The sequence below is a fragment of the Ignavibacteria bacterium genome, from assembly GCA_017302895.1.
In the GTDB taxonomy this organism is placed as follows: Bacteria; Bacteroidota; Ignavibacteria; order Ignavibacteriales; family Ignavibacteriaceae; genus UTCHB3.
In genome coordinates, this window is the sequence record JAFLBV010000006.1 from 30,399 (window position 1) to 46,670 (window position 16,272).

A 16,272-nucleotide genomic window follows, 5' to 3' on the forward strand; every position below is an offset into this window, starting at 1 on the left:
TTAGTTTAACTTTCCGTATTTGACAATCACAATTTAACTTGATCTGCAAATGAACACTTACACAATCAAAAATATGGTCTGCCGACGATGTATCACTGCTGTCGAGTCAATTTTTAACGAAACTGGCGTCACCCCCATATTGGTAAGACTTGGGGAAGTGGTGACAGAAAAGCCTCTGAATGACGACCAAATCACCCAATTGCGCGAAAAACTTTCCGAAGCAGGTTTCGAATTGCTCGATGACCTTAGGAAACAGCAGATTGAAAAAATAAAAACTCTGATTATAAACCATGTCCACCACAAAGAAGAGGAAAAATTCAATTTTACCGATGTGTTGTCAAAGGAATTGCACCGGGAATACTCGAGTCTGAGTAAACTGTTCTCGGAAACCGAGGGTATCACAATAGAGCAATTTGTGATCCTGCAAAAGATTGAAAAGGTTAAGGAACTCCTCGTTTATGATGAATATAGCCTTGGTGAGATTGCCGACAAACTGGGATACAGCAGTGTCGCCCATCTTTCGGGACAATTCAAAAAAATTACAGGATTCACTCCCACACAGTTCAAGGTTCAGGGCCTTGGCTCAAGAAAACACCTGGATCATCTTTAAATCCATTTATATATAAATCATTTCCCTCAAAATGTAATGAATCGCCAAGACTCCAATCGTAATTTTGCTTTGTAATTAAAAGGAATTAAAACAATGACAAAGCAAACTTATCCGGTCCTAAACATGACATGCGCCTCATGTGCAGCCAGAGTGCAAAAGACAATTGAAAAACAACCCGGGGTCGTCTCCGCGATGGTAAATTATGCAAACTCAACACTTGTCGCAGAATTTGATCCCAAAATAGTTTCCCCGGGACAACTGAAAACTGCCGTCCAAAAATATGGGTATGACCTTGTACTGGACAGCGACAATTCAGATATAGATGACATCAATAAAAAGAAATCGGATGAATTAAAGTACACGACGATTGGTGCAGTAATTTTATCCCTCCCCGTTGTGATAATCGGGATGTTTTTCATGCACATGCCTTATGCAAACTACATTTCGTGGGCACTTTCAACTCCTGTTGTCGTGTGGTTCGGGAGAAGATTTTTCACGGGTGCATGGAAACAGTTGCAAAACAAAACCGCAAACATGGATACCCTGGTCGCGCTAAGCACCGGCGTCGCATATGTCTTTTCGGTATTCAATACACTCTTTCCGGAGTATTTGAGTGAGAAGGGAGTTCACCCTCATGTCTATTATGAAGCGGCATCGGTTGTAATAGCCTTTATCCTGCTCGGTAAAATGCTCGAGGACCGGGCGAAAGGAAGTACTTCTTCTGCCCTTAAAAAACTGATAGGACTTCAACCAAACTCAGTGACTGTGATGTTCGATGGAATAAGCAAAGTGGTTCCGATATCAAATGTTATGGTTGGCGATACAATTGTTGTAAAACCGGGTGAAAAAGTGGCAGTAGATGGTACCGTTACTTCGGGAGAATCTTTCGTCGATGAAAGCATGATCAGTGGTGAGCCCATCCCCGTTGAAAAGTCTGAAGGTTCGAAAGTTTTTGCGGGTACCATAAACCAAAAAGGAAGCTTTTTATTCAAAGCTGAAAAAGTTGGCAGCGATACACTTCTTGCCCATATCATCAAGATGGTTCAGGATGCACAAGGCAGCCGGGCACCCGTACAGCAACTTGTGGATAAAATCGCAGCCCTTTTCGTTCCTGTCGTTATCGTAATCGCGATTTTAAGCCTCCTCGTCTGGGTAATTATTGGTGGAGAGTCGGAGATTACACACGGCTTGATAGCGATGGTTACCGTGCTTGTGATTGCGTGCCCGTGTGCCCTCGGTCTGGCAACTCCAACCGCCATTATGGTTGGAATTGGCAAGGGTGCCGAGAACGGAATATTGATTAAAGATGCGGAAAGTCTCGAAATCGCCAAAAAAGTGGATGCAATAGTTTTTGACAAAACGGGTACAATCACCGAGGGAAAACCAACAGTTCACTCCATATTTTTTCCGGATGAAACGAAACAATCAAAAGCCATACTGGCATCGATCGAAAGCAGATCAGAGCACCCGCTGGCTGATGCAGTTGTTAACTATATCGGAAACACTTCCCCGATTGAAGTGAAAAATTTCAAAAGCATGACGGGACTTGGTGTGCAGGCTGAAGTGGAAAATGAGGTTTATTATGTCGGCAACAAGAGGTTGATCGAAAATGAAAAGATCAGAATCTCTGAAGAAATGGTCTCAACGCATGAAAAATGGATGCTGGAAGGCATGACGGTCATCTTCTTTGCGAACAGAAGCGAAGTCCTTGGAATTGTAGCCATCACAGACAAAATCAAATCTGAATCTGCCGCTGCTATCAAAGCACTCAAAGAGTCGGGAATTGAAGTTTACATGCTGACAGGTGACAACCGTGCCACTGCTGCAGAAGTTGCGAAAAAAGCAGGAATTGATCACTTTGAAGCAGAAGTGCTGCCCTCTGACAAGATTGATTTTATTAAATCACTTCAGCGAGAAGGCAAAACAGTCGGTATGGCCGGTGACGGAATCAACGACAGTGGCGCTCTCGCTCAAGCAGATTTAAGCATCGCTATGGGTACTGGAAGCGACATTGCCATGGATGTTGCGAAAATGACAATTGTATCCTCTGATCTGTCAAAAATATTGAAGGCGATTAAGCTCTCGAATGCTACAGTAAATACTATCCGTCAAAATCTATTTTGGGCATTTATCTATAATGTTATCGGAATTCCGATAGCAGCAGGGTTGCTTTACCCTATCAACGGTTTTCTCCTCGATCCAATGATCGCAGGGGCAGCCATGGCATTGAGCAGTGTGAGCGTTGTCAGTAACAGTCTAAGACTAAAACTCAAATCTATTTCTTAGCTGACCATACCTCGCGAAGGATCATCGAGAGGGGCTGTAGTACCGACTTTTTTGAGTTTCGAAAGAGTTGTGTACTCATCCCCCTTCCTTGAATCAAAATGCTTCTTTTGCCGGAGTTGTAAAAAACTCCAAAGATGTTCGTGTATTTTATTCCAACACTCTTTATTGTTTTAGAGTCTTGAAATTTAATTTCATCCCGGGTGAGTGTGACATACATCTGTTGAAATTTTAGAGAAAAATATCCCCATAAACATGACCCAAACAACCCCGCGATAAATAATACACCAATTATACTGTTCGATTTTTCACTCCTCGATGAAGATGAGCAAGCTCCGATCGACCCAAACAGCAGGAGACCAAAGAAGCAAATCAGGAAAATAAATAATATCCTAATCCATTGATAACCATCTGCTCCATTTCTGATATCGATGGTGCCATCATCTTTCTTAAAAACTATAAAGTTTTTTTTGGTTCTCTGTATCATTGTTAAATCACGATATGCTTTTTCGAGAGCATCGTCCTGAATTCCGGTTTGAACGGGTATCGCCGAAACCCCTTTTTTTCCTTCAAGAACAGCTTCAAAATCAGCTACTGAAGCAATCCTTTTACCATGATCCTTTTCTATTGCCATAAAAATTGCCGACACAATTCTTTCCTCGATGTGTGGATAGAACGAGCGGGGGTCGGGAACCGGTTCATTCAGCACTCTCTGCATTACATGATAGGAACTTGTACTCGTGTTTATTTCCAGGGGGAGACGCCCGGAGAGCATTTCGTAGAGGGTCATCCCGAGGCTGTAAATATCAGATCTTTGGTCCACCCTCTCCCCTTTTATCTGCTCGGGACTTGCATACTGAAGTGTGCCGATAACTGTACCTGACTGAGTAAGTGTCTGCCCTGTTTCATCCCTTGCGATACCAAAATCGAGGATTTTTACAGTGCCTGAAGCTGTAATGATGATGTTACTGGGTTTTATGTCCCGGTGAACCACTCCCTGCGAATGGGCATAGCCTATGCCGTCAAGCACCTGCTTGAAAATGGGATACGCTCTGTCGAACGGAATTGGACCCGTTTCCCTGCCTATCATTTGTGAAAGGGTTCTACCCTCGACATACTCCATTACGATAAAAACATTTTGAGAGGTCGGGTCTTTGAGGATGTCGTGGAATTTTACGATGTTGGGATGGTCAAGTTTCGAGTGGGTTTTTGCTTCTCTGATAAACCTTTCACGGGCATCAGAATTCTGTGAGAGTGAATCGGAAAGCTTCTTTATGGCAAAATACTGACCGAGAGTGAGGTGTCGTGCTTTGTAAACCACAGCCATACCACCTGCTCCGATGGTGGATTCAATTTCGTATTGCCCAAAAAGAATCGTGTTAACCATATCTTCAATCCGATTTAAATTTTATTTAATCAGTACATCCGGCAAAACTTCCCTGATACACAACCCAAAAATACCCAAAAACTCACATTACTGCATTATTGGATTACTGAATTATTGCATTATCAGATTACTGCATTTTAAAATACACGGAGCCACCTGCCGGATTCGAACCGGCGACCTAATCATTACGAATGATTTGCTCTACCAGCTGAGCTAAGGTGGCTTCTTATAACAAGATTGAAAAGAGGACTATCTTACTCTTTTTTTATGTCTGTTTTTTCTCAATCTTTTTTTGCGCTTGTGCGTAGACATTTTATGTCTTTTGCGTTTTTTTCCACAGGGCATCTAAATCTCCGTTAGATTAGGTTATTTGTTTTTTTCAAGAATACTTTGAGCCTGCTTTGCAGGATTTGAATTAGGGTCAAGTTCTATTGTTTTGGTGAGCCATTTAGTGGCTTCATCTTTATTGTTGTTCGAGAGGCTGACTACACCCATGTTAAGATGTGCAATCTGATGCTTCGGATCTATTGTCAAAGCTTTTTTGAAACTTTCCTCTGCCTGCTTGAGATCCTGCATATTGAAATAGCAGACTCCGAGATCAACAATTACATCAGGAATGTTTGGTTTTTTCTCCAAATATTTTTTGTAAAGCGGCACGGCCTTTTCAAACATACCCGAATCAAAATATGAGTGTGCAAGGTTAAGCATCACATCAAGATTGTCGGGTGATTCAGCAAGTTGTTTCTCCAGATTCATAATCTGAGGGTCCAGCGCAGGATTTTTCCCGATTGGATTTGCAGGCTGATCATGTCCCTCACCGGGAGGATGATTATGGCCTGCGTGCGGATCGACAGCTTTTGGAGATTCAAAAACTCCCGAACCGATAAGAATGAACATGCCTGCCAAAAGCAGAATTCCAAGAACAATGCCTGCAGTTTTTGTCTCGGACGACGAAGTACCTTTGCCGGCGTTCTTCCCTTTGGAAGCACCCTGTTCTTTTTGATTCTTCTGAGCCATCTTTTTCTTTTCCGGATTCAGCAAAGCGCCACAATCGTTACAGTAAGTGGCTGAACCCGGATTAACCGTTCCGCAGACGGGACATTTTATTTGATCTTTGTTTTCTGCCATTTGCAATCTTGTTTAGTTCTTATTTACTCTCTTTTTTCAATCCGTTGTCAACCTGATTTTTAAAGTCCTTCGAGAACTTAAATACAGGGATAAAATGTTCAGGGACAAAAACCTTGTCACCATTTTTAGGATTTCGTGCGTATCTGGCCGCTTTTTTCTTCACTTTGAAGGTACCAAAGCCTCTTATTTCAATTCCTTTACCTGCGCTCAAGGCTTCTATAACACTCTTAAAAAAACCCTCAACAACAGCTTCGGTCTCAAGTTTGGTCAGCCCTGTACCTTCTGCTACAATATCTACCAGATCGGCTTTAGTCATTATTCAGTTCTCCGGATATAAAATTTTTCAAATCGAACCTCCAATTTATAACCATTTTAAGAAAAATGCAAACTTTACCGAAACTTAACACTATTTGAACCGATATTTTTATTTACCCGTCCAAAGGTCTGCGTTAGAAAATGAATTTTTTATTACATTTAGTATCAACTTTGAATTTATTTTGATGTCCAAATCAAATGACAGAACAGTTGAGTCCTTCGATTAGAGGGAGGTTAATAAAATCTCCCCGGGATTTGACAAATTTTTCCGATCTTAATTGTTGAATTTGCAGATTGTAGAAAGCGTAAAAGCGTACAGATGGATACCGGCATAATTCCTTTAGTAAAACAAGTTGTAATTATCTTTACGATAGTGATAACTGTTTTTATTCTCCTGTCGTTTGGTTATGCCAAACTGAAAGCTCTCATCACGGGGAAAAAGCCTCCTAAGACGGGTCCCGAATTATACGCCGCACAGCTTGCGATGCAAAAAAACCCAAATCAGCCACAAGTAAAAAAAGCACGGATCCCTTCAAAAGAGAAAGAAGCTCCAAAACAAAAAGAGGAGCAACTTCCGGTGGAAAATGTCGAAAGACTGAAAGCTCCAAATCCCCCACTGAGAAGAAATGATGAAGCCCGGCGATCACGAGCCCAAAGCCGCGTTAATATGAATATTGTGCAGCAGAGCATCCCAAAAAGAAATGTGTTTCAGGTTGTAAACAATCAGCAGGCAAATTTCCGCGGGATCAGCACGGGTACCATTTCGTACACCCCAACGGAAAAACCATCGACTACTCAGGCTACTATGAGAAGCCAGTCTCTCTTCACGACTGCCGGACAGAATCCGCAGACGCAGAGAACACCCCCCGGCAAAGTGAATATTAACTTCAAATAATCAGAGCAGCGTCTCCATTTCATCGATGATGTTGTTCATCCTGCTGATTATTGCAGTTACGGCATCCGGTTTTCTCATATCCACTCCCGCATCACTCAAAATTTCTATTGAATATTTCGATTTTCCGGACCTCAGGAAATTCAGATAACGGTCGACTGCCGGCTGCCCTTCTTTCTTGACCAGACTAACCAGTGCTTCCGATGCTGCCATGCCGGTAGCATACTGGTAAACATAAAAATTGTAGTAAAAGTGAGGGATTCGTGCCCAGGTGTACTCCTCTTCCTCATCCACATGCATCGCTTCACCCCAATATTTGCTGTAAAGCGATTTGTACAATTCTTTAAGCTCTGTCGCCGTAAGTGCTTCACCATTTTCGACTCTTGCGTAGGCAATCTTCTCAAATTCAGCAAACATTGTCTGCCTGTAGAAAGTGGCTGTAACACTGTTCAGGAATTTTTCCATCAATGAGAGTTTTTGAGATTTACTTTCACTTGTCTTAATGAGATGCTCAAGGAGAAGAGATTCATTGAATGTACTTGCCACTTCTGCGAGAAATATTGAGTAGTCTGCATATACCGGAGGCTGTGTCTCACCTGTAAACCATGAGTGCATGTTATGCCCCATCTCGTGCGCAAGTGTGAACACATCATTTAGATTGCCCGTAAAATTCATCAAAACATACGGATGGGTACCGTAAGTACATCCTGACGAATAAGCACCTGACCTCTTTCCGGCTGTCTCATAAACATCAATCCAACGGTTGTCGAATGCCCTGTTGATTGCTTCAAGATACTCGCTTCCCATTATTTGAAGTGAATCAACCACGAGTTTTCGGGCTTCTTCCCAACTATATTTTTTTACTTCACTCGAATCAAAAATGGTTACATATGAGTCATAAGGGTGAATTTTATCCTGCTTTAGCATCCTCCTCTTTATTTCAGCCCATCTGTGCATTGGTGCCAGATTCTGGCTGACTGTCTCTATCAAATTGTCATAAACAGATACAGGGATGTTGTTGGTGTGAAGTGCAGCTTCGAGTGAACTTCCGAAATTCCTTGCGCGAGCGTTGAAAATCTTGCCTTTTAGATTATTGTTGAAAATAACTGAAAAAGTATTCGCATAATCTTTAAAGGGAGAATAGAATGCTTTGTAAGCCCTTTCCCGGTAAGCTGAATCCTTTGAATAAAGTGCGGCATAAAAACGACCGTGCGACATCTCCTGTTCTTCACCCGACTCTCCGGTAACAGTCGGGAATTTCAGATCAGCATCAGAAAATATCGAGAAAATCTCGTAAGCCCCACCGGTTACGCTTGAAGAGAGAGCAAGCAACATTTCCTCTTTTTCTGAAAGGGTGTGAGCCCGTCTTCTCTTCAAATCATCAAAAAAGTGTTCATAACCTTCAAGTCCAAATTTGGAAATGGCTTCTTCGATCACTGAATCAGGCGTAACATTAAGTTCCGGCAGGATGAATGATGCCTTCGACCCGGCGATTGTGTATAGGTTTCTTATTCTGTCATTAAGTCCCTGATATTTATTTACCCGCAAGTCGCTGTCCTTTTTCAGCATCACGAATAGATGGAGTTTTTCAACGGTCATCGAAACGAGTTCGTCAAATTTTATGCATTCAGCCAGAGCAGTCGCGTCCTTTGAAATGGATCCTCGGAACTTGTCATACCCGTCGATCATCGACTGGATTTTTGCAAATTCCGCTTCCCATTCCTCATCGTTTTGATAAATGTGCGACACATCCCACTTGTAATTCTCGTCTATCTCATCTCTTTCGGGGAGTGATCCTCCCTCGGTTGCCAAAAATATTCTCTCAAATCTCTCGTCAAATTTCATCTTTTTTCATCCGGTTTTGTTGGTCGCAAATTTATTTTTATCAAATTTTAACACAAAATTAACAATTCTGATCTTTTTTTTAAATTATATGAGTAGTGCACTCGCAAATTAGTTGATTTTTTAAGGAGTTAGAGGTAAATTGCTTGTCTGAATTTTTTTTCATATTAAATAGTCGAGTTAAGTTAAATTTATGGAAAAGTACCTATACAGGATTCTGATCACTGTTGCGTTAGTAGCTCTGGCGATATACTTCTTATATCCCACATACCAGGACTACCTTAAAACGGCAGAGATAAGAGAAAAAGTTTCCGCTCACGAGAAATTTTTGAACAAGACCTACCCGGGGATGAAAAAGGAAAGCCTCTCTTATCTTCTGAAGAACTTTGAAGACAGCCTCAAAACTGTCGATGAGGATTATGCCAAAGTTAGAGCCAAAAGAGTTAAGCTCGGTCTCGATCTTCAGGGTGGAATGCGTGTCGTTCTTGAAGTGAACACTGCACAGCTTCTGCAAAAGCTCGCCCAGGACCCCGATCCGGTATTTGTGAAGCTCCTTGATGAAGCTTCCAAAGAAGCTAACGCAAACGATGAATCTGTCGTTGACATTGTGGTCAGGAAACTGCAGGAAAAAAACATCCGCTTAAGCAGATATTTCGGCAATATCGATCAGGATGATGCCAAAATTTCATCACAGCTTAAAGACCAGGCAACTGATGCGGTTACAAGAGCCGAACAGATCTTGAGAAACCGTATTGACCAGTATGGAGTTTCGGAACCTGTTATTCAAAAACAAGGCCAGAACCGTATTGTTGTAGAGCTTCCCGGTATCTCCAATGAAGAAGAAGCAAGACAGCTTATTCAGAGTACCGCACTTCTCGAATTCAAAATGGTCAGAGAACCTCAGTATGCCTTTAACCTGATTACAAGAATTAACAATTCTCTCGCAGGCGGCAAAGTTGAAGAGGAAAAGACTGATAAAGTTGATTCCACTAAAAAAACCGATACTACTGCTGTAGCAAAAACTGATAAAAAAGCTGAGACCAAAACTGATTCGACTGCTGTTGCTAAAGTTGACTCCGGCAAAAAAACTGATACGAACAAAACTGCCAAAACTGACACAGGAAAAAAATCTCCTGAACAGCTTGCCAAAGAGAATCCAATTTTTGCTCTCATTTCGCCAAGTGAACAAACTGGTGAAATCTATGTTCCCGCTTCAAACAAGGATAAATTGCAGAGACTCCTGAATTCTCAGATAGCTCAGGCAATTATGGGCGAAAATGACGAGTTCGTCTTTTCAAACCATACCTTCCTGTCTGACAAGGGAGAAAAAATTTACACCCTCTTCTGTGTGAACAAAAAACCTGAACTTACAGGTGGTGTTATTACAGAAGCTGTCGGCACACCCGATCCCGGAGGCGCTGCCGGTGCTGTTGTTTCCATGACAATGAACTCAGAGGGTTCTGTTGAGTGGGCTCGCATCACAGGTGCCAATGTTGACAAAAGATGTGCAATCGTGCTCGATGGTGTCGTTTACTCGGCTCCTGTTATCAAAAACAAAATTACCGGCGGCAGAAGCCAGATAGACGGTATGAAAGATCTTAATGAAGCCAAACTGCTTGCAAACATCCTTAATGCCGGTGCATTCGCTGCTCCTGTTGACATTATTGAAGAAAGAACAGTAGGACCATCACTCGGTGAAGATTCCGTCTCCGCCGGCCTTCTTTCTGTTGTTTTGGGCTTCGCTCTTGTTGCAGGATTCATGATTATTTATTACAGAGGTGCCGGTGGAATTGCTTCTTTTGCGCTTATCTTTGTGATACTCCTTATCATCGGTACTCTTGCTGCTTTCGGAGCAACACTTACCCTCCCCGGTATCGCAGGTATCGTGCTGACCATCGGTATGGCAGTGGATTCAAATGTACTGATTTATGAGAGGATAAGAGAAGAAATGGCTCTGGGTAAAACCATGAAAGCTGCTGTTGAAGGCGGATTCGCCAAAGCAGGTGCTGCCATTTGGGATTCAAACATAACTACTCTCATCACCAGTATAATCCTCTACCAGTTTGGTACAGGTCCTGTACAGGGTTTCGCACTGACTCTTATGATTGGTATTCTTACCTCTCTGTTTGGTGCCCTCGTTATTGCGAAGGTTATTTTCGAATATTTCACCGACAAGGGTCACCCTGTTTCGATCGGTTAATCTTAAAAGGTTTTTAAGGAGCTAAATAAATAATGCGAATTTTTCATAATCTAAATGTTGATTTTATGGGCAAGAGGAAATATTTTTATATCCTCTCTACCACAATTTTTGTCCTCGGTCTAATAAGTATTTTTGCCAGAGGATTGCAGTTTGGTATCGACTTTAAAGGTGGTACTGAAGTAGTGCTGGAGTTCGAAAAGGTTATCGATATTACCAAGGTTAGAGGTTATCTCGAGAACTCTGGACTTGGGAACATCGAAGTTAAAACCTTCGGTGCAGAAACTGGTGCCCTCATCAGAACTGAAGTTCAGGATATTCCTGCAGCGATTAAACCTAAACTGCTCGGAGTTATTGAAGGCAATATTGCCAAAGCGTATCCCGGAATCAAATTGGAAAAGACCGAAGATCCAGCTAAAGGTTCATTTACCTACAAGTTTGCCGGACCCGATACCGCGACAAAAGTAAGTCAGTTGCTTTTCGACCAGGGTTTCCAGGCTTCACGGGTCTCTTTTGAGGCAAACAATTCTGAAGTTATCGTAAGAGTTGGTGTCTCTGATGTTATCAAAGAGAGCCTGAAAGAAAAACTTACGGGAAACAACTTCAAAGTGCTTAGAGAAGACAGAATTGGTCCTAAAGTCGGAAACGAATTGAAAAGAGATGCAATTATTGCAGTTATTCTTTCATTGCTCGGTATCCTCATCTATCTCGCATTCAGATTCAAATTCCTCTTTGCTTCCACTGCGGTTGTCGCGCTTTTCCATGATGTGTTGCTCACTATTGGCCTCTTCTCTCTCTTTTATGGAGTGATTCCGGGACTCAATCTGGAAATCGACCTTACCATTGTTGCTGCATTCCTGACACTCATTGGTTACTCAATCAATGATACTGTTATTGTGTTCGACAGGGTGAGAGAAACAATGAAAATTCATAAAGGTGGCAACCTAGAAGCATTGATGAATGAAGCTGTGAACAAAACCATGAGCAGAACCATCCTTACCGGTGGAACGACCCTTATGGGTGTTTTGGTTCTTCTTTTGGTTGGTGGTGAAGTGTTGAGAGCCTTTGCATTCACTCTCTTCTTCGGTATTATCGTTGGTACTTATTCTTCAATATTCGTGGCAAGTGCCCTTGCTCTCGATTATTCAAAGAAATACAAAATGAAGATTGACTTCTAATATTTGGAAGTTACTGTGTTTCAGGCTGCGGGCTCAAAAGTTCGCAGCCTTTTTTATTTTAAATGTTTTCTGTGGATCAGCCAGTTGTGGAGAGCTTTATAACCCATTGGTATCAATGAAGCAAAAGCAACAATGAAAAGTGTGAGAGTAAGATTTTTCTGGACAAACGGGATATGCCCGAAGAAATAACCAGCGCCTACATAAATCAGAATGTAAATCGCAGCCGAAAGAAGACTTGTGACGATAAATGTTGAAAATTTCATCTTCACGATACCGGCAACAAATGGAGCGAAGGTTCGAACCATCGGAAAATAACGGGCGAGGAACATGGTGGTTTTACCGTGTTTCTTGAAAAATCCTTCCGTGGCAATCAAATATGAAGGTCGTATGAACCTGTTATTCATTTTATATGCCCTTTCTCCAAGCCGTCTGCCTATTCCATAATTGAAGATATCTCCAATAAACACCGCCATTGTAAAGAGCAGATAAAGAGCATAGGGGTTCAACTGACCGGCGGCGGCTATTGTGCCGGCAGCAAAAAGAATGGTAACACCGGGCAACAGTGGTGTAAGAACAAAATTCGTCTCCAACAGAATTAAAACGAAAAGAAAAAGGTATGTTATATTGCCGTATTCGGAGATTATTACACTGAGATAGCCATCCAGATGATTTACTATCTCCCACACATTGCCAAGAAATTCCATTAATTAACTTTCTACAGGTCATTGAGTACCGGTATATCCCTTTCGAGATATCATACTCTAAAATCGATTTAAACTAACTGCTAAATTTACGAACTTTAATCTGTTAGAAAAGATTAATTTTTTGAACCCAAATCCATCAGATCCTGCTCTTCATTCTTTCTTCATAGGCTGAATCCCATTCCTCTTTTTTCAGATCGTACCGGTCGGCAATAAGATCATTTGGATAGAAGAAATTCCCAACCACAATTCCGGTAACTGCATCATGCAGCTCTATATTCAAATGACCTTCACCTGTATAATGAATGTCATCAAATTCTCCCTTGCCGGCAATTCCTGTAAACAGATAAAAGTCATGTTCCATCTTACCATTTGGAAGAAATATTGTTCTGACCACAACAGCGTGATCGATGCCTCTTGAGTGTAACTCTACTTTGTCTTTTAACATGACAACCTCCGGTCCTGTTGGATTTCACGATGGTTTACTGTGATTCAAAGTCAGCAGAAATTCACAGTTGAAAACTAAACTCTTTTTTGAAATTTCCTATACCTCCGGCGAAAAAATATTTCCTTCTACTATTGAATTTATTTCAGCGAAATCAGGTTAAATGAGTATAAAATCTTCAACAACCCGGTTTACCAAAATGGAATTCAACAAAGAATCGTTTGCCATACTTGAAAAACAGTATCGTACGAACCTCATAAATTCAGTTACAGGCTTTAAGAGTGCAAATCTAATTGGCACTGTCGACGGGAAGGGAAACAATAATCTCTCCATTTTCAGCTCAGTCGTCCATGTGGGTGCAAATCCTCCCCTGATCGGTCTTGTTATGAGACCCGTTACTGTCGTCAGAGATTCATATGACAATATCATATCGACTGGATTCTACACAATCAACCATGTCTCGAAGGAATTCTGTAAAGCTGCTCATCAGACTTCTGCGAGATATCCAAAAGGAGTCTCCGAGTTTGAGGCTGCCGGTCTGACTCCCTGGTTTTCTCAGACGGTACCTGCACCTTATGTTGCAGAATCCCCTGTCAAATTAGGAATGAGATTTGTCGAAATGCATGAAATCAAAGCAAACAACACAATTTTTATTGTTGGCGAAATTGTCGAAGCGTTTATTCCGGATGAATTGATTCTTCCGGACGGATTTATTGATTTGGAAAAAGAAGGTGCTGTTGCAATTTCGGGACTTGACAGTTACCACACAACTTCCCGTCTCTCACGCCTCTCATATGCCAAACCAGGAAAAGCACCCGAGGAGATTCAATGAAAACAGAAGAAATTTCACACCCTGAAATCTCCAGAATAATTGAAATGGCGTGGGAAGACAGAACACCCTTCGAAGCCATCGAATCACAATTCGGGTTGAAAGAAAACGATGTCAGAGCCATTATGAGACGGGAAATGAAACCTTCGAGTTTCAGGATGTGGCGCGAGAGGGTAAGCGGAAGAAAGACGAAGCACTTAAAGCTAAGATCAAAAAGCGTTCAGAGATTTAAAAGCCACAATCAGTAGAATCTGCGACAGCTTTCCATCGTGTTTATTCCCGATGTGAAGGTTTTTAACCTGTTTTGAATATATTTGTCCCTGTAATTCGTTCAGTTCCCGACAGTTTGTTCAAACAGGATTCCTTCCATGAAATTTCTCAATATTTTTAGAAAAAAGACAACCGGACTTGCTCTCGGAAGTGGTGCTGCTAGAGGAATCGCACATATCGGTGTACTTAAAGCTCTCGAAGAGAAAAACATAAAGCTTGACTACATTTCAGGTTGCAGTATGGGGGCACTTATCGGAGGAGCTTACGCTGCCGGAATGACAGTCAAACAACTGGAAGATATCGCTACTCAAAACGATTGGAAACTGATGGCGAAAATGTTCTTTCCTTCCTTTTCCCGTGCCTCTCTCGTTAAATCAACTTTTCTCGAGGAATTTATCCTCTCTATTTTTGGAGACAAAAATTTCAACGATCTTAAAATTCCCTTCTCTGCTGTAGCCACTGATATAAATACGGGTGAACCTGTCATTCTCGATTCAGGTGATCTGAAGACTGCAATAAGGGCAAGTGTTTCCATCCCTGTGATGTTTGTTCCGGCGAGCATAAACGGCAGAAGACTTGCGGATGGCGCCCTCGTTAATCCGGTTCCCGTCGACATACTTCGAAACAAAAAAATCGATAAAATCATCGCTGTGAGTATCACCGGCACATCCCCCGTAATCGCCCAGTCAGAGCAGATTCAACAACCTGTGGCACTCGACCCCAGGGTTGCCGCTCTCTCCATTAATGAGAAGATTCAGGAATTGCTCAAAAAACCTTTCGAAAAGCTTGGACGTAAAAATGAGGAGAAAGAACCCGATCCAACCATGTGGAATGTAATGGCCCAGTCCTTCTTCATTGTCCAGGATCAGATCAGTCGCCTGAACATGATGGTCGCAAAACCGGATATCCTTATCACCCCTGACACGCGTGACTTTTCCCTACTGGACTTCACCAAAGTAAAAGAACTCATCGAGATTGGCTACATCTCCACCATGGAAAAACTTGATGAGGGCAGATAAAAATTTCAAAATTCAGAATGTTAATTTTTCAACTTATATATTGATAATTTTTTCATATTTTAAACATATATAATTAATTTTATCCATAAAATTCAATTTATAGCTTTAAAATGAACAAGCAGAAAAGAAAACTGGAGCTGAACCAGCTCCAAAGCAAAATGTCCAGGATAGCTTCAATGGAATCAGCGATAGTTGTTCCTCAGGCCGGGTGGCTCTATTCCATCAGAAAAGCACTGAGTATGTCGTTGAGGCAGCTGGCTATGAGACTTAACATGTCTCCTCAAGGGATTGCGCAATTGGAAGAAAGAGAGAGGGATGAGACAATCAGCCTCGGAAAATTGCGCGAAGCAGGCAATGCCATGGGAATGAAACTTGTTTACGGGTTTATTCCAATAAATGAATCAATAGAAGAGCTGGTACTCAAGAGAGCAAGACAAATTGCCACGGAGATTGTGCATCAATCTGCTCACACTATGAAATTGGAAAATCAAGGGGTCTCTGATGATAGAATTGATGAAGCAATTAATGATATTATTCGCGAATTGACTGAGAACAAACCGGGGAAAATATGGGACTGATACCTGACTACGAGGACGGACAGACACCGTTAGAACCGGATGAGATTGAAGGATTACTGATCAAAACTGTATCAACTCGTGGAGAACTCGATGAGTTTGAACAGCTTGGTGTTGCAAACGCTGTAAAATGGGTTCGTTTAAGTAATTTTAACAATGAGGATATTCTTACTATTGAATTTATCCAGAAATTGCACAAGGTTATGTTTCAGGATGTGTGGAGGTGGGCTGGAGAATTCAGAACGACGAACAAGAATATTGGTGTTGATAAATATCAAATCAGACTTGAACTCAAGAACCTCTTGGAGGATTGTAATTTTTGGATAGAAAAGCAATCTTTCTCATATGATGAAATAGCAATCCGGTTAAGTCACAGATTGGTCGTGATCCATCCATTCAGCAATGGAAACGGCAGACACTCAAGGCTTATGGCAGATATTCTGATTTCAAAATATTTTAATCAAACAATGTTTACATGGGGAAGCAAGAGTCTCGTAAAAAAAGGGGAGGCAAGAGGTGTATATCTTAAAGCGCTGAAAGAAGCAGATGATATGAACTATAAACTGCTCCTGGATTTTGCCAGATCATAAAACAAGTACTA

The 16,272-nt window shown here is 41.6% G+C and carries 16 protein-coding genes and 1 tRNA gene; 10 read left to right on the forward strand and 7 right to left on the reverse strand.

From position 1 onward, the window contains the following. Positions 1-49: 49 nt before the first annotated feature. A complete protein-coding gene (locus J0L60_16080) occupies positions 50-610 on the forward strand; it encodes a helix-turn-helix transcriptional regulator (GenBank protein MBN8547649.1) in 561 nt (186 codons plus the stop codon). Between the two features lie 93 nt (positions 611-703). Continuing rightward, entirely contained in the window at positions 704-2,896 is a 2,193-nt protein-coding gene (locus J0L60_16085) for a copper-translocating P-type ATPase (protein MBN8547650.1), read from the forward strand. Here J0L60_16085 and J0L60_16090 read toward each other — a convergent pair. The 4 genes from J0L60_16090 to J0L60_16105 form a co-directional block, all read right to left on the reverse strand. Next, positions 2,886-4,280, reverse strand: a complete 1,395-nt coding sequence (locus J0L60_16090) for a serine/threonine protein kinase (GenBank protein MBN8547651.1) — start codon at positions 4,278-4,280, stop codon at positions 2,886-2,888. The two genes, J0L60_16085 and J0L60_16090, sit on opposite strands and share 11 nt — an antisense overlap. Before the next feature lie 150 nt (positions 4,281-4,430). Beyond that, a tRNA-Thr gene (locus J0L60_16095) sits at positions 4,431-4,503 on the reverse strand. Positions 4,504-4,646: 143 nt separating this feature from the next. After that, positions 4,647-5,408: a tetratricopeptide repeat protein gene (locus J0L60_16100; protein ID MBN8547652.1), complete on the reverse strand. Its 762-nt coding sequence runs from the start codon at positions 5,406-5,408 to the stop codon at positions 4,647-4,649. A 19-nt stretch (positions 5,409-5,427) separates the two neighbouring features. Continuing rightward, positions 5,428-5,724 (reverse strand): integration host factor subunit beta, encoded by a 297-nt coding sequence (locus J0L60_16105; protein MBN8547653.1) that lies wholly within the window; start codon positions 5,722-5,724, stop codon positions 5,428-5,430. Between the two features lie 318 nt (positions 5,725-6,042). Here J0L60_16105 and J0L60_16110 point away from each other — a divergent pair, with 318 nt between their 5' ends. Continuing rightward, a complete protein-coding gene (locus tag J0L60_16110) occupies positions 6,043-6,618 on the forward strand; it encodes a hypothetical protein (GenBank protein ID MBN8547654.1) in 576 nt (191 codons plus the stop codon). On the opposite strand, the gene pepF is transcribed toward J0L60_16110, so the two are convergent. Continuing rightward, complete coding sequence (pepF, locus tag J0L60_16115) at positions 6,619-8,460, reverse strand: oligoendopeptidase F (GenBank protein MBN8547655.1); 1,842 nt, start codon at positions 8,458-8,460, stop codon at positions 6,619-6,621. Positions 8,461-8,650: 190 nt separating this feature from the next. Between pepF and secD the strand changes: the two genes are divergently transcribed. Then, the gene (gene secD, locus J0L60_16120; protein MBN8547656.1) at positions 8,651-10,657 is read left to right on the forward strand and encodes a protein translocase subunit SecD; all 2,007 of its coding nucleotides are present in this window, start codon (positions 8,651-8,653) and stop codon (positions 10,655-10,657) included. 32 nt (positions 10,658-10,689) lie between these two features. Continuing rightward, the gene (gene secF, locus J0L60_16125) at positions 10,690-11,832 is read left to right on the forward strand and encodes a protein translocase subunit SecF (protein MBN8547657.1); all 1,143 of its coding nucleotides are present in this window, start codon (positions 10,690-10,692) and stop codon (positions 11,830-11,832) included. 53 nt (positions 11,833-11,885) lie between these two features. Here the strand turns inward: secF and J0L60_16130 are convergent, their stop codons facing one another. After that, positions 11,886-12,536 (reverse strand): VTT domain-containing protein, encoded by a 651-nt coding sequence (locus J0L60_16130; protein MBN8547658.1) that lies wholly within the window; start codon positions 12,534-12,536, stop codon positions 11,886-11,888. A gap of 136 nt (positions 12,537-12,672) precedes the next feature. Further along, positions 12,673-12,981, reverse strand: coding sequence for a hypothetical protein (locus J0L60_16135; protein MBN8547659.1), 309 nt, complete (start codon positions 12,979-12,981; stop codon positions 12,673-12,675). A 196-nt stretch (positions 12,982-13,177) separates the two neighbouring features. On the opposite strand from J0L60_16135, the gene J0L60_16140 reads away from it, so the two are divergent. The 5 genes from J0L60_16140 (at position 13,178) to J0L60_16160 (ending at position 16,261) form a co-directional block, all read left to right on the forward strand. Continuing rightward, complete coding sequence (locus tag J0L60_16140; protein MBN8547660.1) at positions 13,178-13,810, forward strand: flavin reductase; 633 nt, start codon at positions 13,178-13,180, stop codon at positions 13,808-13,810. Then, positions 13,807-14,055 (forward strand): TIGR03643 family protein, encoded by a 249-nt coding sequence (locus tag J0L60_16145; GenBank protein MBN8547661.1) that lies wholly within the window; start codon positions 13,807-13,809, stop codon positions 14,053-14,055. Before J0L60_16140 ends, J0L60_16145 begins: the two co-directional genes overlap by 4 nt. Positions 14,056-14,175: 120 nt before the next feature. Further along, a complete protein-coding gene (locus tag J0L60_16150; GenBank protein MBN8547662.1) occupies positions 14,176-15,096 on the forward strand; it encodes a patatin-like phospholipase family protein in 921 nt (306 codons plus the stop codon). A gap of 110 nt (positions 15,097-15,206) precedes the next feature. Further along, on the forward strand, positions 15,207-15,674 hold the full coding sequence (locus tag J0L60_16155) for a mobile mystery protein A (protein ID MBN8547663.1): 468 nt from the start codon (positions 15,207-15,209) through the stop codon (positions 15,672-15,674). Continuing rightward, a complete protein-coding gene (locus tag J0L60_16160) occupies positions 15,665-16,261 on the forward strand; it encodes a mobile mystery protein B (GenBank protein MBN8547664.1) in 597 nt (198 codons plus the stop codon). Before J0L60_16155 ends, J0L60_16160 begins: the two co-directional genes overlap by 10 nt. The last annotated feature ends 11 nt before the right edge of the window (positions 16,262-16,272 follow it).